This is a genomic window from Pseudophaeobacter sp. 1A09344, from assembly GCF_041008745.1.
Taxonomy (GTDB): Bacteria; Pseudomonadota; Alphaproteobacteria; order Rhodobacterales; family Rhodobacteraceae; genus Phycobacter; species Phycobacter gallaeciensis_A.
The window spans coordinates 395,401-416,264 of the sequence record NZ_JAXGFS010000003.1 but is presented as its reverse complement, the minus strand read 5'-3'; the positions used below and the strand labels follow the sequence as shown (position 1 = coordinate 416,264).

Genomic DNA, 20,864 nt, shown 5'->3' with positions numbered 1-20,864 from the left:
ATGATCCCCTTAAACCAATACGGCCACCAACACGGCGCCTAGCGCCGGAAAAGGGGAGTTTCAGGTCCATCATGTTCGCCGTTTTCAAACAGGCCCGCAAGGCGGCATTCGCCGCGATTACCGCAATTTCCGCCTTTGCTCTGAGCGCCTGCAACCCGACCAGCATCGGAAGCGGCCCGAGCATCAACACCTCGAAACCAGTTCCCGTGGCGCTATTGGTGCCGCGCGGATCGGCCAAATCCGGCGACAGCGTTCTGGCGCAAAGCCTTGAAAACGCAGCGCGTCTGGCGATCGGCGATCTGAAGGGTGTGCAGGTGGACCTCAAGGTCTATGACACAGCAGGCGATCCGGCGACAGCAGCCAATGCGGCCACCCAGGCCATCAACGACGGCGCGCGAATTATCCTTGGTCCGGTCTATGCCGAGGCCGCAAATGCTGCAGGCGTCGCAGCGGCCAAGCGCAACGTCAATGTGCTGGCCTTTTCCAACAACACCGCAATCGCCGGCGGCAATGTCTTTATCCTGGGGGCGACCTTTGCCAATACCGCCCAGCGCCTGACGGAATATGCCGTGCGCCAGGGTCGCGGCAATATCGTAATCGTCAGCGGCAATGATGCGGCAGGCCGTGCAGGAAGCGCTGCCATTCAGGCCGCAGCCGGGCGCACTGGTGCAACCATTGCCGGGTCGGTCGGATATGAGCTGTCCCAGAAAGGCGTGATCGACGCCGTCGGCCCGATCCGCGACACCGCGCGTGCCAACAATGCCAACGCCGTCTTCATGACGGCGACCACCGCAGGCGCCCTGCCGCTGCTGACCCAACTTCTGCCCGAAGCGGGCCTGGATAAGGAAAGCACCCAGTACATCGGTTTGACTCGCTGGGACATCCCCTCGCCAACCCTGTCCCTGCCCGGTGTGCAGGGCGGCTGGTTTGCCCTGCCCGACCCGAGCAAATCGCAGCAGTTCATTACCCGCTACAGCTCTGCCTACGGGGGAGCTCCGCATTCCATCGGCGGGCTTGCCTATGACGGTATCGCCGCGATCGGGGCTCTGGTCAGTGCCGGGAAATCCGACGCCCTAACCGGCGCCGCCCTGACCCAGGGCGCAGGCTTCCAGGGTACTGGCGGAATCTTCCGCCTGCGCGCCGATGGCACCAATGAACGCGGCCTTGCGGTCGCAACAATCCAAGAACAGAAGGTGGTCGTCATTGACCCAGCTCCCAGCAGCTTCTCCGGCACAGGATTCTGATCCGGCCCATCAAGGCACCCCGCCCCTCGCCCCGGTCAAAGGCCCGCTGATCTGCGCCGCAGACAAGATTTTTGACGCTGCGGCGATACACCAGCAGATTGCTGCCGCAGCCAAGGACATGGAGGCGGCAGCGCTGCGCGCCGAGGTGGTCCGTCTGCTGCGTGAGGCCAACAAGGAAGGCCGCGCGGCGATTGCCGAAGCCTTTACCGCGGCGCCCTTTGCCGCCCGTGCGCTGACCCAGTCCTACAGCCACCTGACCGACGGGCTGGTCACCACCGCCTTTCGGGCCGCCACCCAGTTCCTGCATCCGCTGGCCAACCCGACCCAGGGCGAACGTATCGCCGTAATGGCCGTGGGCGGATACGGCCGGGCCGAAATGGCACCGTTTTCGGACGTAGACCTGCTGTTTCTGACCCCCTACAAGATCACCGCCTGGGCCGAGAGCGTCATTGAATCGATGCTTTATATGCTGTGGGACCTGCGGCTGAAGGTCGGCCACTCCAGCCGCACGATCAAGGATTGCATCCGCCTTGGCGCCGAGGATTACACCATCCGCACCGCCATGCTGGAACACCGTTTCCTATCCGGTGACGCCGACCTTGCCCAAGAGCTGGACAACCGGCTGCGCAGCGATCTCTTTTCCAAGGATGCCCGCGAATTCGTCGAGGCCAAGCTGGCCGAACGGGACGAACGCCACCTGAAACAGGGTGAGCGTTACATGGTCGAACCCAATGTAAAGGAAGGCAAAGGCGGGTTGCGCGACCTGCAATCGCTGTTCTGGATCTCCAAGTATCTTTATCAGGTGCAGGACGTCGCCGAACTGGTGCCGCTGGGCCTGTTCAGCCGGGAAGAGTTCGAATTCTTCGCCGAGGCAGAGAATTTTCTCTGGGCGGTGCGCTCGCACATGCATCTGGCAACCGGGCGCGCAACCGAGCAGCTGACATTCGATTTGCAGGTCGAGGTCGCCGAGCGCATGGGCTATCAGGACCGCGCCGGGCGGCGCGGCGTCGAAGTCTTCATGCAGGACTATTTCCGCAAGGCCACCCAGGTCGGGGATATCACCCGCATTTTCCTGACCAAGCTTGAGGCAAGCCAGCAAAAGGGCGAACCGCTGCTGGAACGGATTTTCCGCCGCCGCCCAAAAATCAAACCCGGCTACAAGGTGGTGCACAACCGGCTGGATATCGTCGATCCAGAAGAGTTCCTGGCGGACAAGCTGAACCTGCTCAGGATCTTCGAAGAAGGTCTGCGCACAGGCATGCTGATCCACCCTGATGCGATGCGTCTGGTCACGGCCAATCTGGACCTGATCGATGATGAAATGCGCGCCAACAAGGAAGCCTGCCGCATCTTTCTGGATCTGCTGCTGAAACACGGCAATCCCGAACGCGCGCTGCGCCGCATGAACGAGCTTGGCGTTCTCTCTGCCTTCCTGCCGGAATTCGAACCGATCGTGGCGATGATGCAGTTCAACATGTATCATTCCTACACGGTGGACGAGCATACCATTCAGGTGATCTCGAACTTTGCATCCATTGAACGTGGCGAGCTCGAAGACGAACTGCCAGTTTCCTCCGAAGTGCTGCGCAAAGGGGTCAACCGCAAGGTTCTGATGGTGGCCATGCTGCTGCACGACATCGGCAAGGGGCGCGAACAGGACCATTCGATCCTTGGCGCCCAGATCGCCCGCAAGGTGGCGCCGCGGCTGGGGCTCAACAAATCCGACAGCGAGACCGTCGAATGGCTGGTGCGCTATCACCTTCTGATGTCGGACATGGCGCAAAAACGCGATATTGCCGATCCGCGCACCGTGCGCGGATTTGCCAAGGCGGTGCAATCGGTGAAACGGCTGGATCTGCTGCTGCTGCTGACCGTCTGCGATATCCGCGGCGTCGGACCGCACACCTGGAACAACTGGAAAGCCGCGCTGCTGCGCTCACTGTACAACCAGACCCGCCGGGCGCTGGAAGATGGCATGGAGGCGCTGAACCGCGAACATCGCGGCACGGCAGCCAAGAAACGCCTGCGCGCGGCGCTGCCAGACTGGAACAAATCCGATCTCAAACGCGAAACCTCGCGCCATTATCCGCCCTATTGGCAAGGCCTGCATGTGACCGCGCATGTGGATTTTGCCGAAATGCTACGCGAGCTGGAAGAGATCGGTGATCCGGGTGAAGTCATCATCCGCATGCATCCCGATGAAGACCGCGATGCCACCCGCGCCTGTTTTGCCATGGCCGACCATCCCGGCATTTTTGCCCGTATGGTGGGCGCCCTGGCACTGGTCGGGGCCAATGTCGTCGATGCACGCTCCTATACGACCAAGGACGGCTATGTGACCGATGCCTTCTGGATTCAGGACGCCGAAGGCCACCCCTATGAGGCCTCGCGCCTGCCCCGCCTGACCCAGATGATCCTGAAAACCCTGAAGGGTGAGGTCATCGCCCGCGAGGCGCTGGTGTCGCGCGACAAGATCAAGAAGCGTGAAAAGGCCTTCAACGTGCCGACCCACATCACCTTTGATAACGAAGGGTCAGAGATCTACACCATCATCGAGGTGGATACCCGTGACCGGGCTGGCCTGCTGTATGATCTGGCGCGCACCCTTGCAGATGCCAATGTCTATATCGCCAATGCAGTGATCGCGACCTACGGCGAACAGGTGGTCGATTCCTTCTATGTCAAAGACATGTTCGGCCTGAAATACCACTCGGAATCCAAGCAGAAGACCCTTGAGCGCAAGCTGCGCGAGGCCATTTCCGCCGGGGCCAAGCGAGCCGGTTCATGAAGCCGATCAAACTGCTGTCCGGCTTTGTCACGGTTGGTTTCTGGACACTGGCCAGCCGCATCCTCGGCTTTGTGCGCGAAATCCTGATCGCCGCCTATATCGGCCCCGGTCCGGTGCTTGATGCCTTTGTCGCCGCCTTCCGCCTGCCCAACCTGTTCCGCCGCTTCTTTGCCGAAGGTGCCTTCAACGCAGCCTTTGTGCCCCAGTTCGCCGACCGGCTGGAGGCCGATGAAGACGCAGAAGGCTTCGCCCAGCAGGCGTTCAACCTGCTCGCCGCTGCGGTTCTGGCCCTGACCGGCCTTGGCATGGTCTTCATGCCCGCCCTGGTCTGGGCAACGGCCGAAGGTTTTGTCGGGGATGCGCGTTTTGATCTGGCTGTCGGATATGGTCATATCGTCTTTCCCTACATCCTGTTCATGTCGCTGGCGGCGTTGTTTTCCGGTGTCTTGAACGCTACGGGGCGGTTTGCTGCTGCTGCGGCGGCGCCCGTGCTGCTGAACATCTTTGCCTGCAGCGCGATGATCACTGGGGCCGCGCTTGGCCATGAGGTCATCACCTGGCTGGTCTGGACCATCCCGGTTGCTGGCGTTGCGCAGTTGGCGCTGGTCTGGCGCGCGACCGAGCGTGCGGGCATCTGCCTGCGCCCCGGCCTGCCGCGCGTCACCCCCGCCATGCGCGGTCTCGTGCGGGTGGCGGTTCCGGCCGCGCTGGCCATGGGCGTCACCCAGGTCAATCTGGTGGTGGGGCAGCTGGTCGCCTCGGATATCGAGAACGCGGTCAGCTGGCTGTTCATTGCCGACCGTCTGTATCAACTGCCGCTTGGCGTGGTCGGGATTGCTGTCGGCATCGTGCTGCTACCGGATCTGACCCGGCGCCTGCGGGCAGGTGATGATACAGGCGCGCGCGAAGGGCTTTCGCGCGCCGGGGAGTTCTCATTGCTGCTGACGCTGCCCTCGGCTGCCGCTTTCATCGCTGTACCGGTGCCGCTGGTTTCAGTGCTCTACGAACGCGGCGCAACAGGCCCCGAGGACGTGGCGGCCATTGCCCTGGCTGTGGCGATCTACGGCGCCGGGCTGCCTGCCTTCGTGCTGCAGAAGGTCCTGCAACCGCTCTATTTTGCACGGCAGGACACCCGCACGCCGTTCTACTACGCGCTGGTGGCGATGATCCTCAACGCGGTGCTGGCCATCGGGTTGAAGCCACTTGTGGGCTGGGTCTCTCCCGCCATCGCCGCATCGACCGCGGGCTGGGCCATGGTCGCTCTGCTGTGGATGGGAGCAGGGCGCCGCATGGGGGATGTCGCCCGCTTTGATGCGCGCTTCTTCCGACGCGGCTGGCGCATTCTTGCGGTCTCGCTGCTGATGGGCGCGGTGCTTCATATCGGCACACAGCAGCTTGCCTGGCTCTTCTACCTGCCAAGCTGGCGCTATCTGGCCCTTCTGGGACTGATCCTGACCGGGGCGGTGATCTACTTTGGCGTCGGACAGGCCGTTGGCGCCTTCCGGCTCGCGGAATTCAAAAAGGCCCTCCGCCGCAACCGGGGCTGACCGCGCCGCGCCCTGGCGCGGCGCCCGGCCCAACGGGATCAGGCATGGTGTCCTGCCGCAATCCGGGCGGGAGCCCCCTGCCCGCGTTCAGTCGTGACGGATCTTGTTGCGGAACCGCGCCCAGCCACCGGGCGCCAGGAAAAACGACAGGAAGAACCCGGTGGCAAAGCCCGTCAGATCCGCGATCCAGTCGGGTTGGCCGCCAAACAGCAGCGCAAACAGCAGCTGGATCCCCATCAGAAAGGCAATCAGCGAGAACGCCCGGCTCTGCTGCGCGCCCACCAGCGACAATTGGCGCCACAGGATATAGGTAAAGGCCCCGATCAACCCGTAAACCGCCGGAAATCCGCCAATCAGGGGCACCGGACTGCCGGAGAAGATCGCATAGCCCAGGGCGCCACCGATGGCAGAAAGGATAAAGATCAGGATCATGGCAATATCGCCGAAGACCTCTCCGACCATCTTGCCCATGGCCAGCACGAAGACGCAGACAAACAGCGCATGGGTGAAACTGCCGTGCACAAAGGCAAAGGAGACAAACCGCAGCAGATGCTGCGCGGGCCATTGTCCGGTCTCCCACATCCACCAGAAGATCTCGGCCGAAAACGCGTAAGACTGGAAAGCCTCCAGCCGCCAGCCCACGGCGGACGGGCCTCCGACGATGCCGCGCGCGCCAAGCGAAAACGCCGCCTCGATCCCCATGATCACCAGCACCAGCGCCACCACCACCGGCGGCAGCGGGTTCACGGGTGATGGGTTTTCACTGCTGCTCATATCTTTCCTGCCCTTCTTGCCTGTCCCGGCCTTTTGACGCGCCCTTGTGGACCCGCCACTTGGACGGGCTGTTGACGACCGTTGCGCCCATGGTTAAGCCACCGCAGGCCCTATTTCCAGACGGGAGTTTCTCGATGACCGAGACCACTTTCACGCCGCGTGTCTTTTCCGGCATCCAGCCCTCGGGCAACCTGCACCTTGGCAACTACCTTGGCGCTCTCAAACGGTTTGTCGACTGGCAGGACAAGGACATGGAGACCATCTACTGCATGGTCGACCTGCACGCGATCACCGTCTGGCAGGATCCCAACGATCTGAAGAAAGCCACCCGCGAACTGTGCGCCGGGTTCATTGCCGCCGGGCTTGATCCGGAGAAATCCATTCTCATCAACCAGAGCCAGGTGCCTGAACATGCGCAACTGGCCTGGGTTTTCAACTGTGTCGCCCGCATGGGCTGGATGCAGCGGATGACCCAGTGGAAAGACAAGGCGGGCAAGAACCAGCAGAACGCCTCGCTGGGTCTTCTGGCCTATCCGTCGCTGATGGCGGCGGACATCCTAATCTACCACGCCACGCATGTGCCGGTGGGCGAGGACCAGAAACAGCACCTTGAACTCACGCGCGACATCGCGGCCAAGTTCAACCACGACTATGGCGTTGATTTCTTCCCGCTGACCGAGCCGGTGATCGAGGGTGCCGCCACGCGGGTGATGAGCCTGCGCGATGGGTCCAAGAAAATGTCGAAATCAGATCCTTCGGATGCAAGCCGTATCAACCTGACTGACGATGCCGACACAATCGCCAAGAAGATCCGCAAGGCCAAGACCGACCCCGAGGCCCTGCCGTCGGAAGCCAAGGGCTTGGAAGAGCGCCCCGAAGCGCGCAATCTGGTAAACATCTACGCGGCCCTCGCCGAACAGACCGTGGACCAGGTGCTGGCTGATGTTGGCGGGCGGCAGTTCTCGGAGTTCAAGCCGATGCTGGCAGATCTGGCCGTGTCCAAGATGGCGCCGATCTCGACCGAAATGGCCCGGCTGATGGGTGAGCAGGACGAAATCGACCGCATCCTGTCGCGCGGCTCTGAACGTGCCCGCGAAATCACAGCCCCGATCCTGCGCAAGACCTATGACATTATTGGCATGGTCGGACCGGTCAGCCTGTGATAGGCGTTTGAATACCTTCGCACGTTGCGGAGGAAGTCTATACTGGAGATATCGGATGGCCAATGGCACCGTAAAATGGTTCAACGCAACTAAAGGCTACGGCTTTATCGAGCCCGAAGCTGGCGGAAAAGATGTGTTCGTGCACATCTCGGCGGTTGAACGCTCGGGCCTCAACGGTTTGAACGACAACCAAAAAGTTTCCTATGAACTGGAAACCGGCCGTGACGGCAAGCAGTCCGCAGGTTCGCTGGAACTGCTCTGAGGTTGTTGGCAGAGTAACCCTCTGCGCAAACCACATTAAAAATGATGACGGTGCTTTTGCTTCCCGAATCACCAAAGGCCGCCCTTTCGGGCGGCTTTTTCGCTGTCTCGCGTAATGTTATGACCGCTGGAGACACTTGCAGTGCCCTACAGATCAGAAGGGTTCCGAAAAATACTAGGTGGATCTTCACAAGAAAAGCTCCTGATGCAAAATGGCGGAAAGATCAAAAAGTATCAGAGTGACCAAATTGTTTAATCAACGACCGCGAGCCATCATCGCGCTCATTGTGCTCCTGTTGGTTGCGCTTCTGGCCACAAGATGCGTTCCGGAAAAGGAAGTCGACCTCGCCACCAAAATAACCCCCATCAATTGGCTGTCGGAAGATGAGCTTCTTGTACGGCAGGGTAATGCGTACTTCATACGCACTTCGGATGGTCAGCTGACCCCGTCAGAGTTTCAGCCCGCCTATCCGCCCAAGTACTGGGTTCCGGACATCACCATTAGCCCGACCGTTCCTGGCGCGATCTGGTCGGAAAAGGTCTATTCGGGCGATACTCATCTTCGTTCCGACAAATACATGATGATCGAAGGCGAGAAACACCGGATTACACAGGTGGATTTCCTCAGCCGACAGCGCGGCATGAACCAGGGATTTCCCCGCATGCCCTACTTCAATTTCTACTATTTCAGACACCTTGGGAAGATCGGGCTCCTGACGTTCAATGACGGTGCTGTTCAGAAAATCGAGCTGCCCGTGAAAGATCCCGGAAACAAGTCACTTCCCCTGGTCATCAAGGACAGCACCGCCAAGATGTTCTTTGCCTTTCAAACGCACTGCAAATCCAAGGAGCCAAAGGGAACCTGCCTGCGAACAGCCTGGTGGCTTTCGGAAGACCTGGAGGTTCTTTCCAGTTTCCTGCTGCCGACTGACGATCCACTCTATGTGAGGGAAAAATCTGCCTGTTTCTCTTGCGGTTGCAGTTGTTACACGCAAGAGGATGCATATGCGGTCAACGGCCAAGCCTATTTCCAAATCTCTGGCTGGCCTATAGAGCCCTCAACAAGGGGTCTTTATCGCGTCGTGGAGGACAAGCAGGGCCAAAGCGACTGGATTCACGAAGTCCAGGGGCGCATAGAACCTCCCCTGGCGTTTTCCCCATCCGGCTGCAAAGTTGCTTTTTTTGAGGTTTCTCGCCTTGGTGACGAACTCAAAGTGCATGATTTATGCCCTTGATCGAGCATGAATAACGACGTGGAGGCAGCGGCTTTCAAAGCCCCTTCACGCCGTTCAGCGTCAGCGTTGCCACCATATCGGCATAGTCTTCGCGGGCCTCGGACCCGGCGCCGGAATTCCACATGTAATACCAGTTCAACATGCCAAAGACCGACATGGTCGCCGCGCGCAGCTTGGCCGGGTTCCCGGCAAAGACATCCGGCGCGACGGCGCTGATCGCGTCGCTCATGAAGGTCACCAGCTCGCGCTGATAGCCACGCAGCAATGTCTGCTGTTCTTCGGGGAGGGCCGACATGGCGCTGATCTGCACCTGATGCTCGTCATCGGCCCCCTGATAGGCGAGCAATATCTCCGCCACGATGCGGCGCAGGCGGGCCTCTGCCTCAAGGCCCGACAGGTCCAGCTCGCAGACCCGATCCCGCAGATCGCTCAGATAGGTTTCAAGGAGGCCGAAGAGAACGGCATCCTTGCTGTCATAGTAGTGATAGATATTGGCCTTGGAGATCCCGCACTCCCGCGCCAGCTGGGTCATCGACGCGCGGTCATAACCGGCGTCAGCGAAGACCTTGGCCGCAGATTTGAGGATCTGCGCCCGTTTCAGGTCATGGTCTTTTGCGATCGTGCGGGCCACTGCTCTGGTTATCCTTTGTCGCGGTTGTCGACGACGCGCTTGGCCTTGCCCTGGCTGCGCTCCACCTCGCCCGGCTCGCCAACGATGATCTCGGTCGAGACCCCGACCATATCCTTGATCCGTTTGGTCAACATCCGCGCTGCAGCGGTTTTCGACATTTCGTCAGTGGCATCCGGGTTGGCTTCGACAAAGACGCGCATCGCATCCATACGGCCCGATTTGTAAAGCTCGATCTGGTAATGCGGCGCCAGACCACCGGTGGCCATCAGCTGCTCTTCGATCTGGCTAGGGAAGACATTAACGCCACGCAGGATGATCATGTCGTCGCTGCGGCCAGTGATCTTTTCCATCCGCCGCATGGTCCGTGCTGTGCCCGGCAGCAGACGGGTCAGATCGCGGGTGCGATAGCGCACCATCGGCAGGCCTTCCTTGGTGAGCGTGGTAAAGACCAGCTCGCCCATTTCGCCGTCGGGCAGCACTTCACCGGTGACGGGGTCAATGATCTCGGGCAGGAAGTGGTCTTCCCAGATGACCGGGCCGTCCTTGGTTTCCACGCATTCGCTGGCCACACCCGGCCCCATGATTTCCGAAAGGCCGTAGATATCCACCGCGTGCATGTCAAAGGCGTCTTCGACCTCCTTGCGCATGGCATCTGTCCAGGGCTCGGCGCCAAAGACACCCACCTGCAGCGAGCTGTCGCGCGGATCCAGTCCCACCTTGTGGAACTGCTCAAGGATATTCAGCATGTAGGAAGGCGTCACCATGATCCCGTCAGGTTTGAAGTCGGTGATCAGGCCCACCTGTTTCTCGGTCTGGCCGCCGGACATCGGCACCACGGTGGCGCCCAGGCGTTCGATCCCGTAATGGGCGCCAAGACCGCCGGTGAAGAGCCCATAGCCATAGGCGTTATGCACCATGTTGCCCTTGCGCAGACCGGCGGCGCGCAAGCTCCGCGCGACCAGATCGGCCCAGTTGTCGATGTCACCCTTGGTATAGCCCACGACGGTCGGCTTGCCCGTAGTTCCCGAGGACGCGTGCAGGCGGATGATTTCCTCGCGCGGCACGGCAAAGAGACCGAACGGGTAGTTGTCGCGCAGGTCATTCTTGTAGGTGAAGGGGAACTTCGAAAGATCCGAAAGCTGCTGCAGATCGTCAGGATGCACGCCCGCCTCATCGAACCGCTGCTTGTACATCGGCACGTTTTCATAGGCATGGCGCAGCGACCATTTCAGGCGCTCCAGCTGCAGGCTGCGGATTTCGTCGATGGAGGCGATTTCGATCGGGTCGAGCTCGGCCTTGTTGGGGGTCAGGTCTTTCATGGCGTCCTCCTCGCCTATTCTTCGAAAAGATGGCCTTTGATCGCACGGGACAGGCCCCGGAACTCTGCGATCACCAGATCATCCTGATTTTTGACGGTCACGTCGTAGATGCCGCTGCGCCCGGTCAAGGAGACCTCTCGCGCATCGGCGGTCAGCCGGTCGCCAAGGCGTCCCGGCGCGGTATAGGTAATGCTGTTGCTTTGCGCCACGGTGGCCTGATTGCGGCTGTTGCAGGCAAAGGCAAAGGCGCTGTCGGCCAGCATAAAGGTCACGCCGCCATGGCAGATACCGTGGCCGTTGCAATGGTGCGCTTCAACCGTCAGCTGCAGTACCGCGCGCCCGGCGTCGACCTCGGCGATCTCCATTCCGGCCCATTTCGACGCATTGTCGCTGGACCACATGGCGGCGCTGGATTTTTCCGCGCGTTCTTTCGGGGTCATGGTCATTTGCCTTTGAACTCCGGGCTGCGCTTTTCCAGGAAAGAGGCAACGCCTTCGGCATAGTCGGCGCTTTCACCGCAGGTTTTCATGGCGTCCGCTTCCATCTCCAGATGGTCGGTCAGCGTGTCGACGGCGGCAGCTTGAATACATTTTTTTGTCAGCCCCAGACCCAGCGTCGGACCATTTCCGAATTTCTCGGCCATGGCGCGGGCTTCGGTCATAAGCTCTTCATCCGGCAACGCCTTCCAGATCAGCCCCCAGTCCTCGGCCTTTTTGGCGGGCAGCGGCTCGGCGGTGAAGGCCAGCCCCTTGGCGCGGGCTTCGCCCAGCAGGCGCGGCAGATGCCAGCTGCCGCCAGTATCGGGGATCAGACCGACTTTGGAGAAGGATTGGATGAACTTGGCGCTTTCGGCCGCCAGAACCACGTCACAGGCGAGTGCGATATTGGCCCCTGCCCCGGCAGCGACGCCATTGACGGCGCAAATCACCGGGAAATTCAGCGAGCGGATCAACCGCACCAGCGGCGCATAGAAGGTCCGCACGGTATTCCCAAGATCCGGCGGGCCGTCCATCTTGCGCGGATCGCGGTCGCCCAGATCCTGCCCGGCGCAAAAGCCCCGGCCAGCACCGGTCAGCAGAACCGCCCGGGCGCCGCCATCGCGGGCAGCCTCCAGCGCGGCGCGCAAGGCATTGTGCATCTCATCGTTGAAGCTGTTCAGCCGGTCCGGGCGATTCAGGGTGATTTCCACCCACTGCCCGTGATCCGCGACCAGAATCGAATCTGTCATTCCCCTCACCCCCAATATCACTTGATCCGCCAGAAGGCTGTTTTCTTTCCGAAATCACCAGCTCGGGCGGCGTCTGGACAATTTTCTTGCATAAACCGACCGGACGGTCAATATATATCGCAAATCAATCCTGCCCGCCATGCGGCATCTGATCCTGCCCCGTTTCCGGGGCGAACAAAGCTGGCGCGGGCAACCTAGGGAGACAGCAATGAGCCTTCTTGAGATTTCCAGCTACGCCGCCGGAGACTGGGTGAAACCCGGCGCAGGCGCCCGCAATATCGCCAGTGCGGTGACCGGCGCCACTATCGCCAGTGCCGGCAATGATGACCTTGATGTGCAGGCAATGCTGGATCATGCCCGCAAGGTGGGTGGCCCTGCCTTGCGCAAACTGACCTTCCACGACCGCGCACGCATGCTGAAGGCGCTGGCCACCGAACTCGGCAAGCATAAGGACGCGCTCTACGATCTGTCCTTCCACACTGGCGCCACGCAATCGGATCACATGATCGACATCGACGGCGGCATCGGCACCATGTTCGTCTTTGCCTCCAAGGGGCGCCGCGAAATGCCCGATGGCCATGTCTATCTGGACGGCGATGTCGAACAGCTTTCCCGCACAGGCAGCTTCCTCGGCCAGCATATCTGCACCCCACTGCAAGGGGTTGCGGTGCATATCAACGCCTTCAACTTCCCGGTCTGGGGCATGCTGGAGAAACTGGCGCCCACCCTGCTGGCGGGTGTTCCTGCCATCGTGAAACCAGCGACCGCGACCTGCTATGTCACTGAACTGGCGGTAAAGATCATGCTCGATAGCGGCATCTTGCCCGAGGGCGCGCTGCAGCTTGTCTCGGGCGGTATCGGCGACATGCTGGACCGTCTGGATTGCCAGGACGTGGTCAGCTTCACCGGCTCCGCCAACACCGCGCTGAAACTGCGCAACACCCCGGCCATTGTTGAGAACTCAGTGCGGTTCGTGGCCGAACAGGACAGCCTCAACGCCTCGATCCTGGGGCCTGACGCAGCGCCTGGCACGCCGGAATTTGACCTGTTCATCAAGGAAGTCAGTCGCGAGATGACCGCCAAGGCAGGTCAGAAATGTACCGCCGTGCGCCGCATCATCGCCCCCGAAGCGCAGGTTCAGGCGGTGATCGAGGCCCTGTCCGCACGCCTCGCGAAAGTGGTGATCGGCGATCCGCGCCTGGAAACCACCCGCATGGGCGCGCTGGTGTCTGGCAGTCAGAAACGCGACGTGTTGGAAAAAGCGGCCCTGATCGGCACCGAAGCCAAACGCGTCTTTGGCGACCCCGAAAATTTTGCCGTCGAAGGCGCCGACGCCGAACAGGGCGCCTTTGTGCCGCCGATGCTGTTCCACTGCGAAGACCCTGACACAGCTGTGCATGTGCATGACACCGAAGCCTTCGGCCCGGTCTCGACCGTCATGGGCTACCGCGATCTGGACCATGCCATCGCGCTGGCCAATCGCGGCCAGGGCTCGCTTGTTGCCTCGGTCATCACCCATGATCCGGCAGTCGCGCGCGCTGTCGCGCTTGGCTCCGGCGCCTTCCACGGGCGCCTCTATTTCAACAACCGCGACTCGATGAAGGAATCCACCGGCCACGGCTCTCCGCTGCCCCATATGGTTCACGGCGGCCCGGGTCGCGCCGGCGGCGGCGAGGAGCTGGGCGGCGTGCGCGGCGTCAAACATTACATGCAGCGCACCGCCATCCAGGGCAGCCCCGATATCCTCTCCGCCATCGGTGACAAATGGGTGCCGGGCGGCACGGAAATCGCGGCTCCGGCGCATCCCTTCACCCGGAAGTATGGTGAATTGTCAATTGGAGAGACCCTCCACACAGCCCCCCGCACCGTCACACTTGAGGATATCGAACATTTCGCTCATTTCACCGGCGATACCTTCTATGCCCATATGGATGACGCCGCAGCGAAGCGGAATCCCTTCTTCCCGGGCCGTGTCGCGCATGGCTATCTGCTCCTGTCCTTTGCCGCGGGTCTCTTTGTGCAGCCAGACGAAGGCCCGGTGCTGGCCAACACCGGCCTTGATGGTCTGCGCTTCATGAAACCGGTGTCAGCCGGCGACAGCATCAAGGTGCGCCTGACCGTCAAGAAGAAGACTCCCCGCAACGAAGAATACGGCGAGGTACGCTGGCACGTGACCCTGACCAATCAGGACGACGAACTGGTCGCGGAATACGAACTGCTGACCATGAACGCCTTCTGATAGCAGGCGGCAATCAAAGAGAAATTTTGCCCGGGCTAGCGCAAGCGGCCCGGGCATTCTATTCTGTGAGAATGAGCACAGAACAAAACCAGTGGTTTGAAGCCAGCGTCGCGCAGCTGAACGATCCGCAGAACCTGCGGGTCTGGTCGATCATCGTCTCCCTTTTTGGTGATCTTGCGCAGAAGGAGGGCGCCCAGATCAGCGGCAGCGCCCTGACGCGGATTATCACGCCCATGGGCATCAAACCCGAAGCCATCCGCGTAGCGTTGCACCGCCTGCGCAAGGACGGCTGGGTCGAAAGCTCCCGCTCCGGGCGCGCTTCTGTGCATTTCCTGACGAAATTCGGCCGCAGCCAATCCGCTGCGGTGACCCCGCGCATCTACGAGCGCCACCCGCCCGCACCCACCGACTGGCACCTGCTGATCAGTGAGGAAGGCGCAGGACAGGCCACGCTGGATGACGTTCTGCTGCTCCCGCAATATGTGGCGGTTAACCGGCACACCGCCCTTGGCCATGGCAAGATACCGGGGAACCTTGATGACCTGCTGGCCATCGAGTTTTCAAAGATCTCGGTGCCCGTCTGGCTGAAAGACCGTCTCTTCCCCGAGGACCTGCAAGAGGCCTGCGATAGGCTCAACACGGCCCTGCAGGGGATCAAGACCCCGCCGACGGATCTGGATCCGGCCCAGATCGCCACGCTGCGCACCCTGATCGTGCACCGCTGGCGCCGGATCGTGCTGCGCCACCCCGGCCTGCCGCCGATATTCCACCCCGTATCCTGGAGCGGCGAAGCCTGCCGGGACCGGGTGTTTCAATTGCTGGACGCCCTCCCCTCCCCGGATCTTTCAGAGCTTGGCGCGCCGCAGGAACGCTGACCCCACTCGGAGTTTTCAATGTCGGTTTTCAGTACGCTCTCGATCGCAGCCCTCGCGGCGCCCGCAGCGTTGTTCGGCGCGGCGCATCTTAGCACACGCAAGCAGGCCCGCGAGGCAGAGGGACTGGTGCCTCCGGCCGGACAGTTCCACCAGACCGCCCACGGTCGGCTGCATTACGTGGAAATGGGGCCGCCGAAGGCGCAGACGCTGGTGCTGATCCACGGGCTGTCAGGGCAGCTGCAGCATTTTACTTATGCGCTGGCCGGACGTCTGGCGCAGGATTTTCATATCATTGCATTGGACCGGCCCGGTTGCGGATACTCCACCCGCAACAGCGACACACTTGCCCGCCTGCCCGCGCAAGCCGCGATGATCCAGGAGCTGCTGGATGCCAAAGGGGTGAGAAACCCGGTTCTGGTGGGGCACTCGCTAGGCGGCGCGGTATCGCTGGCAATGGCACTGGCCGCGGCGGACAGGATCCGGGGGTTGGCGCTGCTGGCGCCCCTGACGCATCCTTCGGCAGGCGGGGCAGATGCCTTCAAGGGGCTGATCGTACATTCCCCCATGGTCCGGCGCCTGATGGCCCATACGGTTGCCATCCCCGCTGCCAAACGCACCGCCGAGGCGGTTCTGACGCAGATCTTCGCTCCTGAAACCTGCCCTTCGGATTTCCTTGACCGGGCCGGGGGCATTCTGGGCCTGCGCCCGCAAAGCTTTATCACGGCTTCTGCCGATGCCACGCTGCTATACCCGACGATTGCAGAGCAAGCCGACCGGTACCTGCGCGAGCTGCGCACGCCCGGCGCGGTGCTGTTCGGAGCGGATGACGCAGTGCTGAATGCCGAAGAACAGGGCCGCGCGATGGAGGCCTTTGGCCTCAAATGCCGGATCGAACCGGGCTTTGGCCATATGCTGCCCATCACCCAGCCCGCGCTTTGCGAGGACTTCATCCGGGCAACAGTAGCCAGCCTGCCGACATGATCCCCGGCAGGCTGGTGTTGCTATCTGGTCAGAGCACCTGATCCAGGACCGATGTCAGGCGCTTCAGCGTGCCTTCCACATCATATAGCTTATCAAGACCGAACAGACCCAGACGGAAGGTGCGGAAATCATCGGGCTCGTCGCATTGCAGCGGAACGCCAGCGGCGATCTGCATGCCTAGCGCCAGAAATTTCTTGCCGTTCTGAATCTCGGGGTCACTAGTATAGCTGACCACGACGCCCGGCGCACCGAACCCTTCGGCGGCAACCGAGACCACGCCCTTGTCCTTCAGATAGGCGCGCACACCGTTGCCCAGCTGCCATTGCGCGTCCCGCAGCCGGTCAAAGCCGTACTCGCGGGTTTCCAGCATGGTATCGCGGAAGGCGCGCAGCGCATCGGTCGGCATGGTGGCATGATAGGCATGACCGCCGTCCTCATAGGCCTTCATGATGGCGCGCCACTGCTTCAGGTTGATGGCGAAACTGTCCGATGTGGTCTCTTCCAGACGTTTCAGCGCCGCCTCGGAGAACATCACGAGCCCTGCCGAGGGAGACGCGCTCCAGCCCTTTTGCGGGGCCGAGATTAGCACATCAACGCCAGTGGCCTTCATATCGACCCAGGCACAGCCCGAAGCGATGCAATCCAGCACCATCAGCGCGCCGACCTCATGGGCGGCGGCGGCCATGGCTGTCACATAACCATCCGGCAGGATCACCCCGGCCGATGTTTCCACATGCGGCGCAAAGACGATATCGGGCTTTTGTTCGCGGATCGCCTGCACCACCTCTTCGATCGGCGCGGGGGTAAAGGGCGACGGGGTGCTGTTGCCGGTCTGGCGCGCCTTCATCACCGTGCTGGAAGCGGTGAAGCCGCCGCTTTCAAAGATCTGGCTCCAGCGGTAGGAGAACCAGCCGTTGCGCACCACCAGAGCATTGGCGCCGCGGGCAAACTGGCGGGCGACAGCCTCCATCGCGAAGGTACCGCCACCGGGCACTAGGGCCACGGCCTCGGCGCTGTAAACCTCTTTCAGCATGTCGCTGATATCCAGCATCACCTGCTGGAAGGCCTTCGACATATGGTTGAGCGAGCGGTCGGTGAAGACCACCGAAAATTCATCCAGCCCCTTCGGGTCCACGGTATCCAGCAATGCCATCGGTGATCCTCCTTCTTGTGCTGCCTATCGCTAACGCCCGCCTACGCCTTTGGCAAAGTCTACTTTGGCATACCGGGGCGCGATACTGGCCTTGGTATGTGCGGGACAGATGGAAAAGCATAGACCAAAGCGTTACCCCGCGGCACGGAAATCGGAGAGCGGGTTTCCGATCATCGACAAAGCGCTGCCTATCCCAGCGGCCCCGGCCTGCGTTCTTCGGAGAGCAGCACGTTTGCATCCACGTTGCCGACCCCCGGCAAGGTCATGATCCGGCGCCGCAGGACCCGTTCGAAATCGGCGATATCCCGGGCGGTGACGCGCAGGCGGTAGTCATACATGCCAAGGATATGCTCCACCGTTTCCACCTCGGGGATGGCAGAAACCGCCCGTTCAAAATCCTCAAGGCTGACACGCCCCTTGGTCGCCAGCTTGATGCCCAGAAACACTGTCACGCCAAAGCCTAGCTTCTTGCGGTCCAGATCCAGACGACGCCCCAGCAGGATCCCCGCCTGCTGCAGGCGGCGGATGCGGCGCCATGTGGCGGGCTGGCTGAGGCCAAGTTCCCGCCCCAGCGCCCCGGCAGTGCGCGTGGCATCCCGCGACAATGCCCGCAAGATGGCAAAATCGATATCGTCGAGATCGCTGCGGCTCATAGTGGCAGGCTTTCGTTCGATTTGATCCGCGCCACATGCATCAACGCCTCGATATCGGTGATATGCGGCAGGGTCAGGATCTGGGCCCGGTAGATCTCCTGATAATGCGGCATGTCGCGAGCAATCACCGAAAGGCGCACATCGACCTGTCCCAAAAAGGTCTGGATCTCCAGCACCTCGGGGATCAGCCGCGCGGCCTCCAGGAATTCGTCAAAGGCGCGCGGGTTGGTCTTGTCCAGTGTCACCCGCAAGGAGACCTCTACCGCATAGCCCAGCGCGCGCCAGTCGATCACCGCGTGCTGGCCCAGAATGACGCCTGTCTCGCGCAGCTTTTCCAGCCGCCGCGACAGGCGCGATGGCGTGAGGCCCAGCCGTTCAGCAAGATCCGGAATCGATTGTTCCGGTTCGCTTTGCATGTGGCGCAGAATGCGCCGATCCAGATCATCAAGCATGATCCAGTCAATATAGATCAAATCAACGAATGACTATTGCAAAATGAGCGCGATTTATGCGCGCAGGTCCATCGCAATCGCCCCCTCACTGTCTATGATCACCCTCAAACGTCAACCGGAGGATTTTGACATGCGCGTTTACTATGACCGCGATTGCGATGTGAACCTGATCAAGGACAAGAAAGTGGCCATCCTGGGCTACGGTTCGCAAGGCCACGCCCACGCCCTGAACCTGCGCGACAGCGGCGCAAAGAACCTTGTCGTCGCCCTGCGCGAAGGCTCTGCCTCGGCCAAGAAAGCCGAAGCCGAAGGCCTGCAGGTCATGGGCATCGCCGAAGCGGCAGCGTGGTGTGACGTGATCATGTTCACCATGCCCGATGAACTTCAGGCAGAGACCTACAAGAAATACGTCCACGACAACATCAAGCCCGGCGCAGCCATCGCATTCGCCCACGGCCTGAACGTGCATTTCGGCCTGATCGAGCCGAAAGAAGGCGTCGACGTCATCATGATGGCGCCCAAAGGCCCCGGCCACACCGTGCGCGGCGAATACACCAAAGGCGGCGGCGTACCTTGCCTGGTGGCCGTGGACAATGACGCCACCGGCAAGGCGCTGGAAATCGGCCTGTCCTACTGCTCCGCCATCGGTGGCGGCCGCTCGGGCATCATCGAAACCAACTTCCGCGAGGAATGCGAAACCGACCTCTTTGGTGAGCAGGCCGTTCTCTGCGGTGGTCTCGTTGAACTGATCCGCATGGGCTTTGAAACCCTGGTCGAAGCCGGTTACGCACCGGAAATGGCCTATTTCGAGTGCCTGCACGAAGTGAAGCTGATCGTGGACCTGATCTACGAAGGCGGCATCGCGAACATGAACTACTCGATCTCGAACACCGCCGAATACGGCGAGTATGTCTCGGGTCCGCGCATCCTGCCCTACGACGAAACCAAAGCCCGGATGAAAGCGGTTTTGACCGACATCCAGACCGGTAAATTCGTGCGTGACTTCATGCAGGAAAACGCCGTTGGCCAGCCGTTCTTCAAAGGCACCCGCCGTCTGAACGACGAACACCAGATCGAGCAGGTCGGTGAGAAACTGCGCGACATGATGCCCTGGATCTCGGCCGGCAAGATGGTCGACAAAGAAAAGAACTAAGGCGCCTTTTCGGCTTGGCGGGCCTGCCCCGCCGCCTTATTCCTCTGCAGGGCGCTTCGGGCAACCGGAGCGCCTCTTTTGTATTCGGAGTATTCCCATGCACGACGGCCCCGGCACCCTCAACTGGATCAAGCTTCTGTTTCTCGGCATGATCTGGGGCGCCTCCTTCATGGCGGTTTCGGTCGCTTTGGATGGTCTTGGGCCGGTCACGATCGCAGCCGCGCGGATCACGGTTGGCGCCCTGTGCCTGCTGGCCATCATCCGCGCCATGGGGATCTCACTGCCGCCGATAACCCACCGCGCCGGGCGGCTGATCTGGGCCTGCGCCTTTGGCATGGGCTTCTTCAGCAACGCGCTGCCCTTTACCCTGCTCAGCTGGGGGCAGACCCATGTGGCTAGCGGTTTTGCCGGGGTCTGCATGGCAGTGGTGCCGCTCTTCGTGCTGCCGCTCTCGCATTTTCTGGTACCGGGCGAGCATATGACCCTGCGGCGCAGTATCGGGTTCCTGACCGGCTTTGCAGGCGTGGTTGTGCTGATCGGGCTTGAGGCCTTCAGCAGCGCGGGCACGGATTTTGAATCGCTTGCGCGCCTTGCCTGCCTTGGCGCTGCGCTCTGTTATGCGGTCGGCTCCATCATCACCCGGCTCTGCCCCTCTGTGAACATGCTGTCGCTCTCGGCGGCGGCGCTCAGCTGTGCTGCCATGATGATTGTGCCCGCCGCGCTCTGGGCCGAGGGCGTCCCGCAGTTGCCGGAGACAACGCCGCTGGCAGCGGTTCTGTACCTTGGGCTGCTGCCCACCGCGCTGGCGCAGGTCTTGCTGGTGCAAATCGCCCGCAGCGCCGGGCCTTCCTTCCTGTCGACGGTGAATTATCAGGTGCCAGTCTGGTCGGTGCTGTTCGGCGCCACCCTGCTGAACGAGACCCTGCCACCACAGCTCTTTGCAGCTTTGGCGCTCATCCTTGGCGGGCTGCTGCTGAGCCGCACGCCCCGCCGCCGCGCCCCTGCCCATTCCTGAGACAACCGACAAGCCCTTCGCAATCCTGAACGCCCTCCTGAACCAAAGACTAATTGGTTGACCTCGGCGCAGCGCTCGGGTCTTGTCGCGCGGCTGACGCAAGAGGGGTGTCAGTCAGGTTGACTGCCCCACCTTGGGGCAATCACTTGCAGG

19 protein-coding genes are annotated in these 20,864 nt (G+C 61.4%); 11 read left to right on the top strand and 8 right to left on the bottom strand.

The features are described 5' to 3' along the window. Positions 1–71: 71 nt before the first annotated feature. Genes SM765_RS07660 through murJ form a run of 3 tightly spaced genes read left to right on the top strand, consistent with a single transcriptional unit; the run spans position 72 to position 5,579 of the window. Positions 72–1,244 (top strand): penicillin-binding protein activator, encoded by a 1,173-nt coding sequence (locus SM765_RS07660; protein WP_065272746.1) that lies wholly within the window; start codon positions 72–74, stop codon positions 1,242–1,244. Then, positions 1,204–4,032, top strand: a complete 2,829-nt coding sequence (locus tag SM765_RS07655) for a [protein-PII] uridylyltransferase (RefSeq protein ID WP_274841227.1) — start codon at positions 1,204–1,206, stop codon at positions 4,030–4,032. The genes SM765_RS07660 and SM765_RS07655 overlap by 41 nt, the downstream gene beginning before the upstream one ends. Further along, positions 4,029–5,579, top strand: coding sequence for a murein biosynthesis integral membrane protein MurJ (murJ, locus tag SM765_RS07650; RefSeq protein WP_274837667.1), 1,551 nt, complete (start codon positions 4,029–4,031; stop codon positions 5,577–5,579). Before SM765_RS07655 ends, murJ begins: the two co-directional genes overlap by 4 nt. 87 nt (positions 5,580–5,666) lie before the next feature. On the opposite strand, the gene SM765_RS07645 is transcribed toward murJ, so the two are convergent. Further along, the gene (locus SM765_RS07645) at positions 5,667–6,353 is read right to left on the bottom strand and encodes a rhomboid family intramembrane serine protease (protein WP_065272743.1); all 687 of its coding nucleotides are present in this window, start codon (positions 6,351–6,353) and stop codon (positions 5,667–5,669) included. Between the two features lie 134 nt (positions 6,354–6,487). Between SM765_RS07645 and trpS the strand changes: the two genes are divergently transcribed. The 3 genes from trpS to SM765_RS07630 all read left to right on the top strand — a co-directional run bounded on the left by trpS (position 6,488) and on the right by SM765_RS07630 (position 9,012). Beyond that, positions 6,488–7,516: a tryptophan--tRNA ligase gene (gene trpS / locus SM765_RS07640; RefSeq protein WP_065272742.1), complete on the top strand. Its 1,029-nt coding sequence runs from the start codon at positions 6,488–6,490 to the stop codon at positions 7,514–7,516. A gap of 55 nt (positions 7,517–7,571) precedes the next feature. Continuing rightward, complete coding sequence (locus tag SM765_RS07635; RefSeq protein WP_065272741.1) at positions 7,572–7,778, top strand: cold-shock protein; 207 nt, start codon at positions 7,572–7,574, stop codon at positions 7,776–7,778. A gap of 238 nt (positions 7,779–8,016) precedes the next feature. Next, complete coding sequence (locus SM765_RS07630) at positions 8,017–9,012, top strand: hypothetical protein (protein WP_274837666.1); 996 nt, start codon at positions 8,017–8,019, stop codon at positions 9,010–9,012. A gap of 34 nt (positions 9,013–9,046) precedes the next feature. Here the strand turns inward: SM765_RS07630 and SM765_RS07625 are convergent, their stop codons facing one another. The 4 genes from SM765_RS07625 to paaG are packed head-to-tail and all read right to left on the bottom strand — an operon-like array spanning position 9,047 to position 12,190. Then, positions 9,047–9,643 carry a TetR/AcrR family transcriptional regulator gene (locus SM765_RS07625; RefSeq protein WP_274834472.1) on the bottom strand — a complete coding sequence of 199 codons (597 nt, stop codon included), beginning with the start codon at positions 9,641–9,643 and terminating at the stop codon, positions 9,047–9,049. A gap of 8 nt (positions 9,644–9,651) precedes the next feature. Continuing rightward, positions 9,652–10,962, bottom strand: a complete 1,311-nt coding sequence (gene paaK, locus SM765_RS07620) for a phenylacetate--CoA ligase PaaK (RefSeq protein ID WP_274827783.1) — start codon at positions 10,960–10,962, stop codon at positions 9,652–9,654. Between the two features lie 14 nt (positions 10,963–10,976). Further along, positions 10,977–11,402, bottom strand: a complete 426-nt coding sequence (paaI, locus tag SM765_RS07615) for a hydroxyphenylacetyl-CoA thioesterase PaaI (protein WP_065273739.1) — start codon at positions 11,400–11,402, stop codon at positions 10,977–10,979. A 2-nt stretch (positions 11,403–11,404) separates the two neighbouring features. Next, positions 11,405–12,190 carry a 2-(1,2-epoxy-1,2-dihydrophenyl)acetyl-CoA isomerase PaaG gene (gene paaG, locus SM765_RS07610; RefSeq protein WP_274837665.1) on the bottom strand — a complete coding sequence of 262 codons (786 nt, stop codon included), beginning with the start codon at positions 12,188–12,190 and terminating at the stop codon, positions 11,405–11,407. A gap of 208 nt (positions 12,191–12,398) precedes the next feature. Between paaG and paaZ the strand changes: the two genes are divergently transcribed. The 3 genes from paaZ to SM765_RS07595 all read left to right on the top strand — a co-directional run bounded on the left by paaZ (position 12,399) and on the right by SM765_RS07595 (position 16,285). After that, entirely contained in the window at positions 12,399–14,429 is a 2,031-nt protein-coding gene (paaZ, locus tag SM765_RS07605; RefSeq protein ID WP_274837664.1) for a phenylacetic acid degradation bifunctional protein PaaZ, read from the top strand. A 71-nt stretch (positions 14,430–14,500) separates the two neighbouring features. After that, positions 14,501–15,304 (top strand): PaaX family transcriptional regulator C-terminal domain-containing protein, encoded by an 804-nt coding sequence (locus tag SM765_RS07600; RefSeq protein WP_274837663.1) that lies wholly within the window; start codon positions 14,501–14,503, stop codon positions 15,302–15,304. A gap of 18 nt (positions 15,305–15,322) precedes the next feature. After that, positions 15,323–16,285: an alpha/beta fold hydrolase gene (locus SM765_RS07595; protein ID WP_274837662.1), complete on the top strand. Its 963-nt coding sequence runs from the start codon at positions 15,323–15,325 to the stop codon at positions 16,283–16,285. 28 nt (positions 16,286–16,313) lie between these two features. Here the strand turns inward: SM765_RS07595 and SM765_RS07590 are convergent, their stop codons facing one another. The 3 genes from SM765_RS07590 to SM765_RS07580 form a co-directional block, all read right to left on the bottom strand. Continuing rightward, positions 16,314–17,438 carry an aminotransferase class V-fold PLP-dependent enzyme gene (locus tag SM765_RS07590; protein ID WP_274837661.1) on the bottom strand — a complete coding sequence of 375 codons (1,125 nt, stop codon included), beginning with the start codon at positions 17,436–17,438 and terminating at the stop codon, positions 16,314–16,316. Positions 17,439–17,626: 188 nt separating this feature from the next. Next, positions 17,627–18,091: an Lrp/AsnC family transcriptional regulator gene (locus SM765_RS07585; RefSeq protein ID WP_065272733.1), complete on the bottom strand. Its 465-nt coding sequence runs from the start codon at positions 18,089–18,091 to the stop codon at positions 17,627–17,629. Further along, positions 18,088–18,543 carry an Lrp/AsnC family transcriptional regulator gene (locus SM765_RS07580; protein WP_065272732.1) on the bottom strand — a complete coding sequence of 152 codons (456 nt, stop codon included), beginning with the start codon at positions 18,541–18,543 and terminating at the stop codon, positions 18,088–18,090. The genes SM765_RS07585 and SM765_RS07580 overlap by 4 nt, the downstream gene beginning before the upstream one ends. A 130-nt stretch (positions 18,544–18,673) precedes the next feature. Between SM765_RS07580 and ilvC the strand changes: the two genes are divergently transcribed. Together ilvC and SM765_RS07570 are read left to right on the top strand one after the other, a co-directional pair. Then, positions 18,674–19,696: a ketol-acid reductoisomerase gene (gene ilvC, locus SM765_RS07575; protein ID WP_065273738.1), complete on the top strand. Its 1,023-nt coding sequence runs from the start codon at positions 18,674–18,676 to the stop codon at positions 19,694–19,696. Positions 19,697–19,793: 97 nt separating this feature from the next. Continuing rightward, a complete protein-coding gene (locus SM765_RS07570; protein ID WP_368981479.1) occupies positions 19,794–20,711 on the top strand; it encodes a DMT family transporter in 918 nt (305 codons plus the stop codon). Positions 20,712–20,864: the final 153 nt, after the last annotated feature.

Coding starts and splice junctions, on each gene's coding strand:
- SM765_RS07580 (WP_065272732.1), bottom strand. CDS start 18,543: ATGCTTGATGATCTGGATCGGCGCATTCTGCGCCACATGCAAAGCGAA.
- SM765_RS07585 (WP_065272733.1), bottom strand. CDS start 18,091: ATGAGCCGCAGCGATCTCGACGATATCGATTTTGCCATCTTGCGGGCA.
- paaK (WP_274827783.1), bottom strand. CDS start 10,962: ATGAAAGACCTGACCCCCAACAAGGCCGAGCTCGACCCGATCGAAATC.
- paaZ (WP_274837664.1), top strand. CDS start 12,399: ATGAGCCTTCTTGAGATTTCCAGCTACGCCGCCGGAGACTGGGTGAAA.
- SM765_RS07645 (WP_065272743.1), bottom strand. CDS start 6,353: ATGAGCAGCAGTGAAAACCCATCACCCGTGAACCCGCTGCCGCCGGTG.
- SM765_RS07570 (WP_368981479.1), top strand. CDS start 19,794: ATGCACGACGGCCCCGGCACCCTCAACTGGATCAAGCTTCTGTTTCTC.
- murJ (WP_274837667.1), top strand. CDS start 4,029: ATGAAGCCGATCAAACTGCTGTCCGGCTTTGTCACGGTTGGTTTCTGG.
- paaI (WP_065273739.1), bottom strand. CDS start 11,402: ATGACCCCGAAAGAACGCGCGGAAAAATCCAGCGCCGCCATGTGGTCC.
- SM765_RS07635 (WP_065272741.1), top strand. CDS start 7,572: ATGGCCAATGGCACCGTAAAATGGTTCAACGCAACTAAAGGCTACGGC.
- SM765_RS07595 (WP_274837662.1), top strand. CDS start 15,323: ATGTCGGTTTTCAGTACGCTCTCGATCGCAGCCCTCGCGGCGCCCGCA.
- paaG (WP_274837665.1), bottom strand. CDS start 12,190: ATGACAGATTCGATTCTGGTCGCGGATCACGGGCAGTGGGTGGAAATC.
- SM765_RS07660 (WP_065272746.1), top strand. CDS start 72: ATGTTCGCCGTTTTCAAACAGGCCCGCAAGGCGGCATTCGCCGCGATT.
- SM765_RS07600 (WP_274837663.1), top strand. CDS start 14,501: ATGAGCACAGAACAAAACCAGTGGTTTGAAGCCAGCGTCGCGCAGCTG.
- ilvC (WP_065273738.1), top strand. CDS start 18,674: ATGCGCGTTTACTATGACCGCGATTGCGATGTGAACCTGATCAAGGAC.
- trpS (WP_065272742.1), top strand. CDS start 6,488: ATGACCGAGACCACTTTCACGCCGCGTGTCTTTTCCGGCATCCAGCCC.
- SM765_RS07590 (WP_274837661.1), bottom strand. CDS start 17,438: ATGGCATTGCTGGATACCGTGGACCCGAAGGGGCTGGATGAATTTTCG.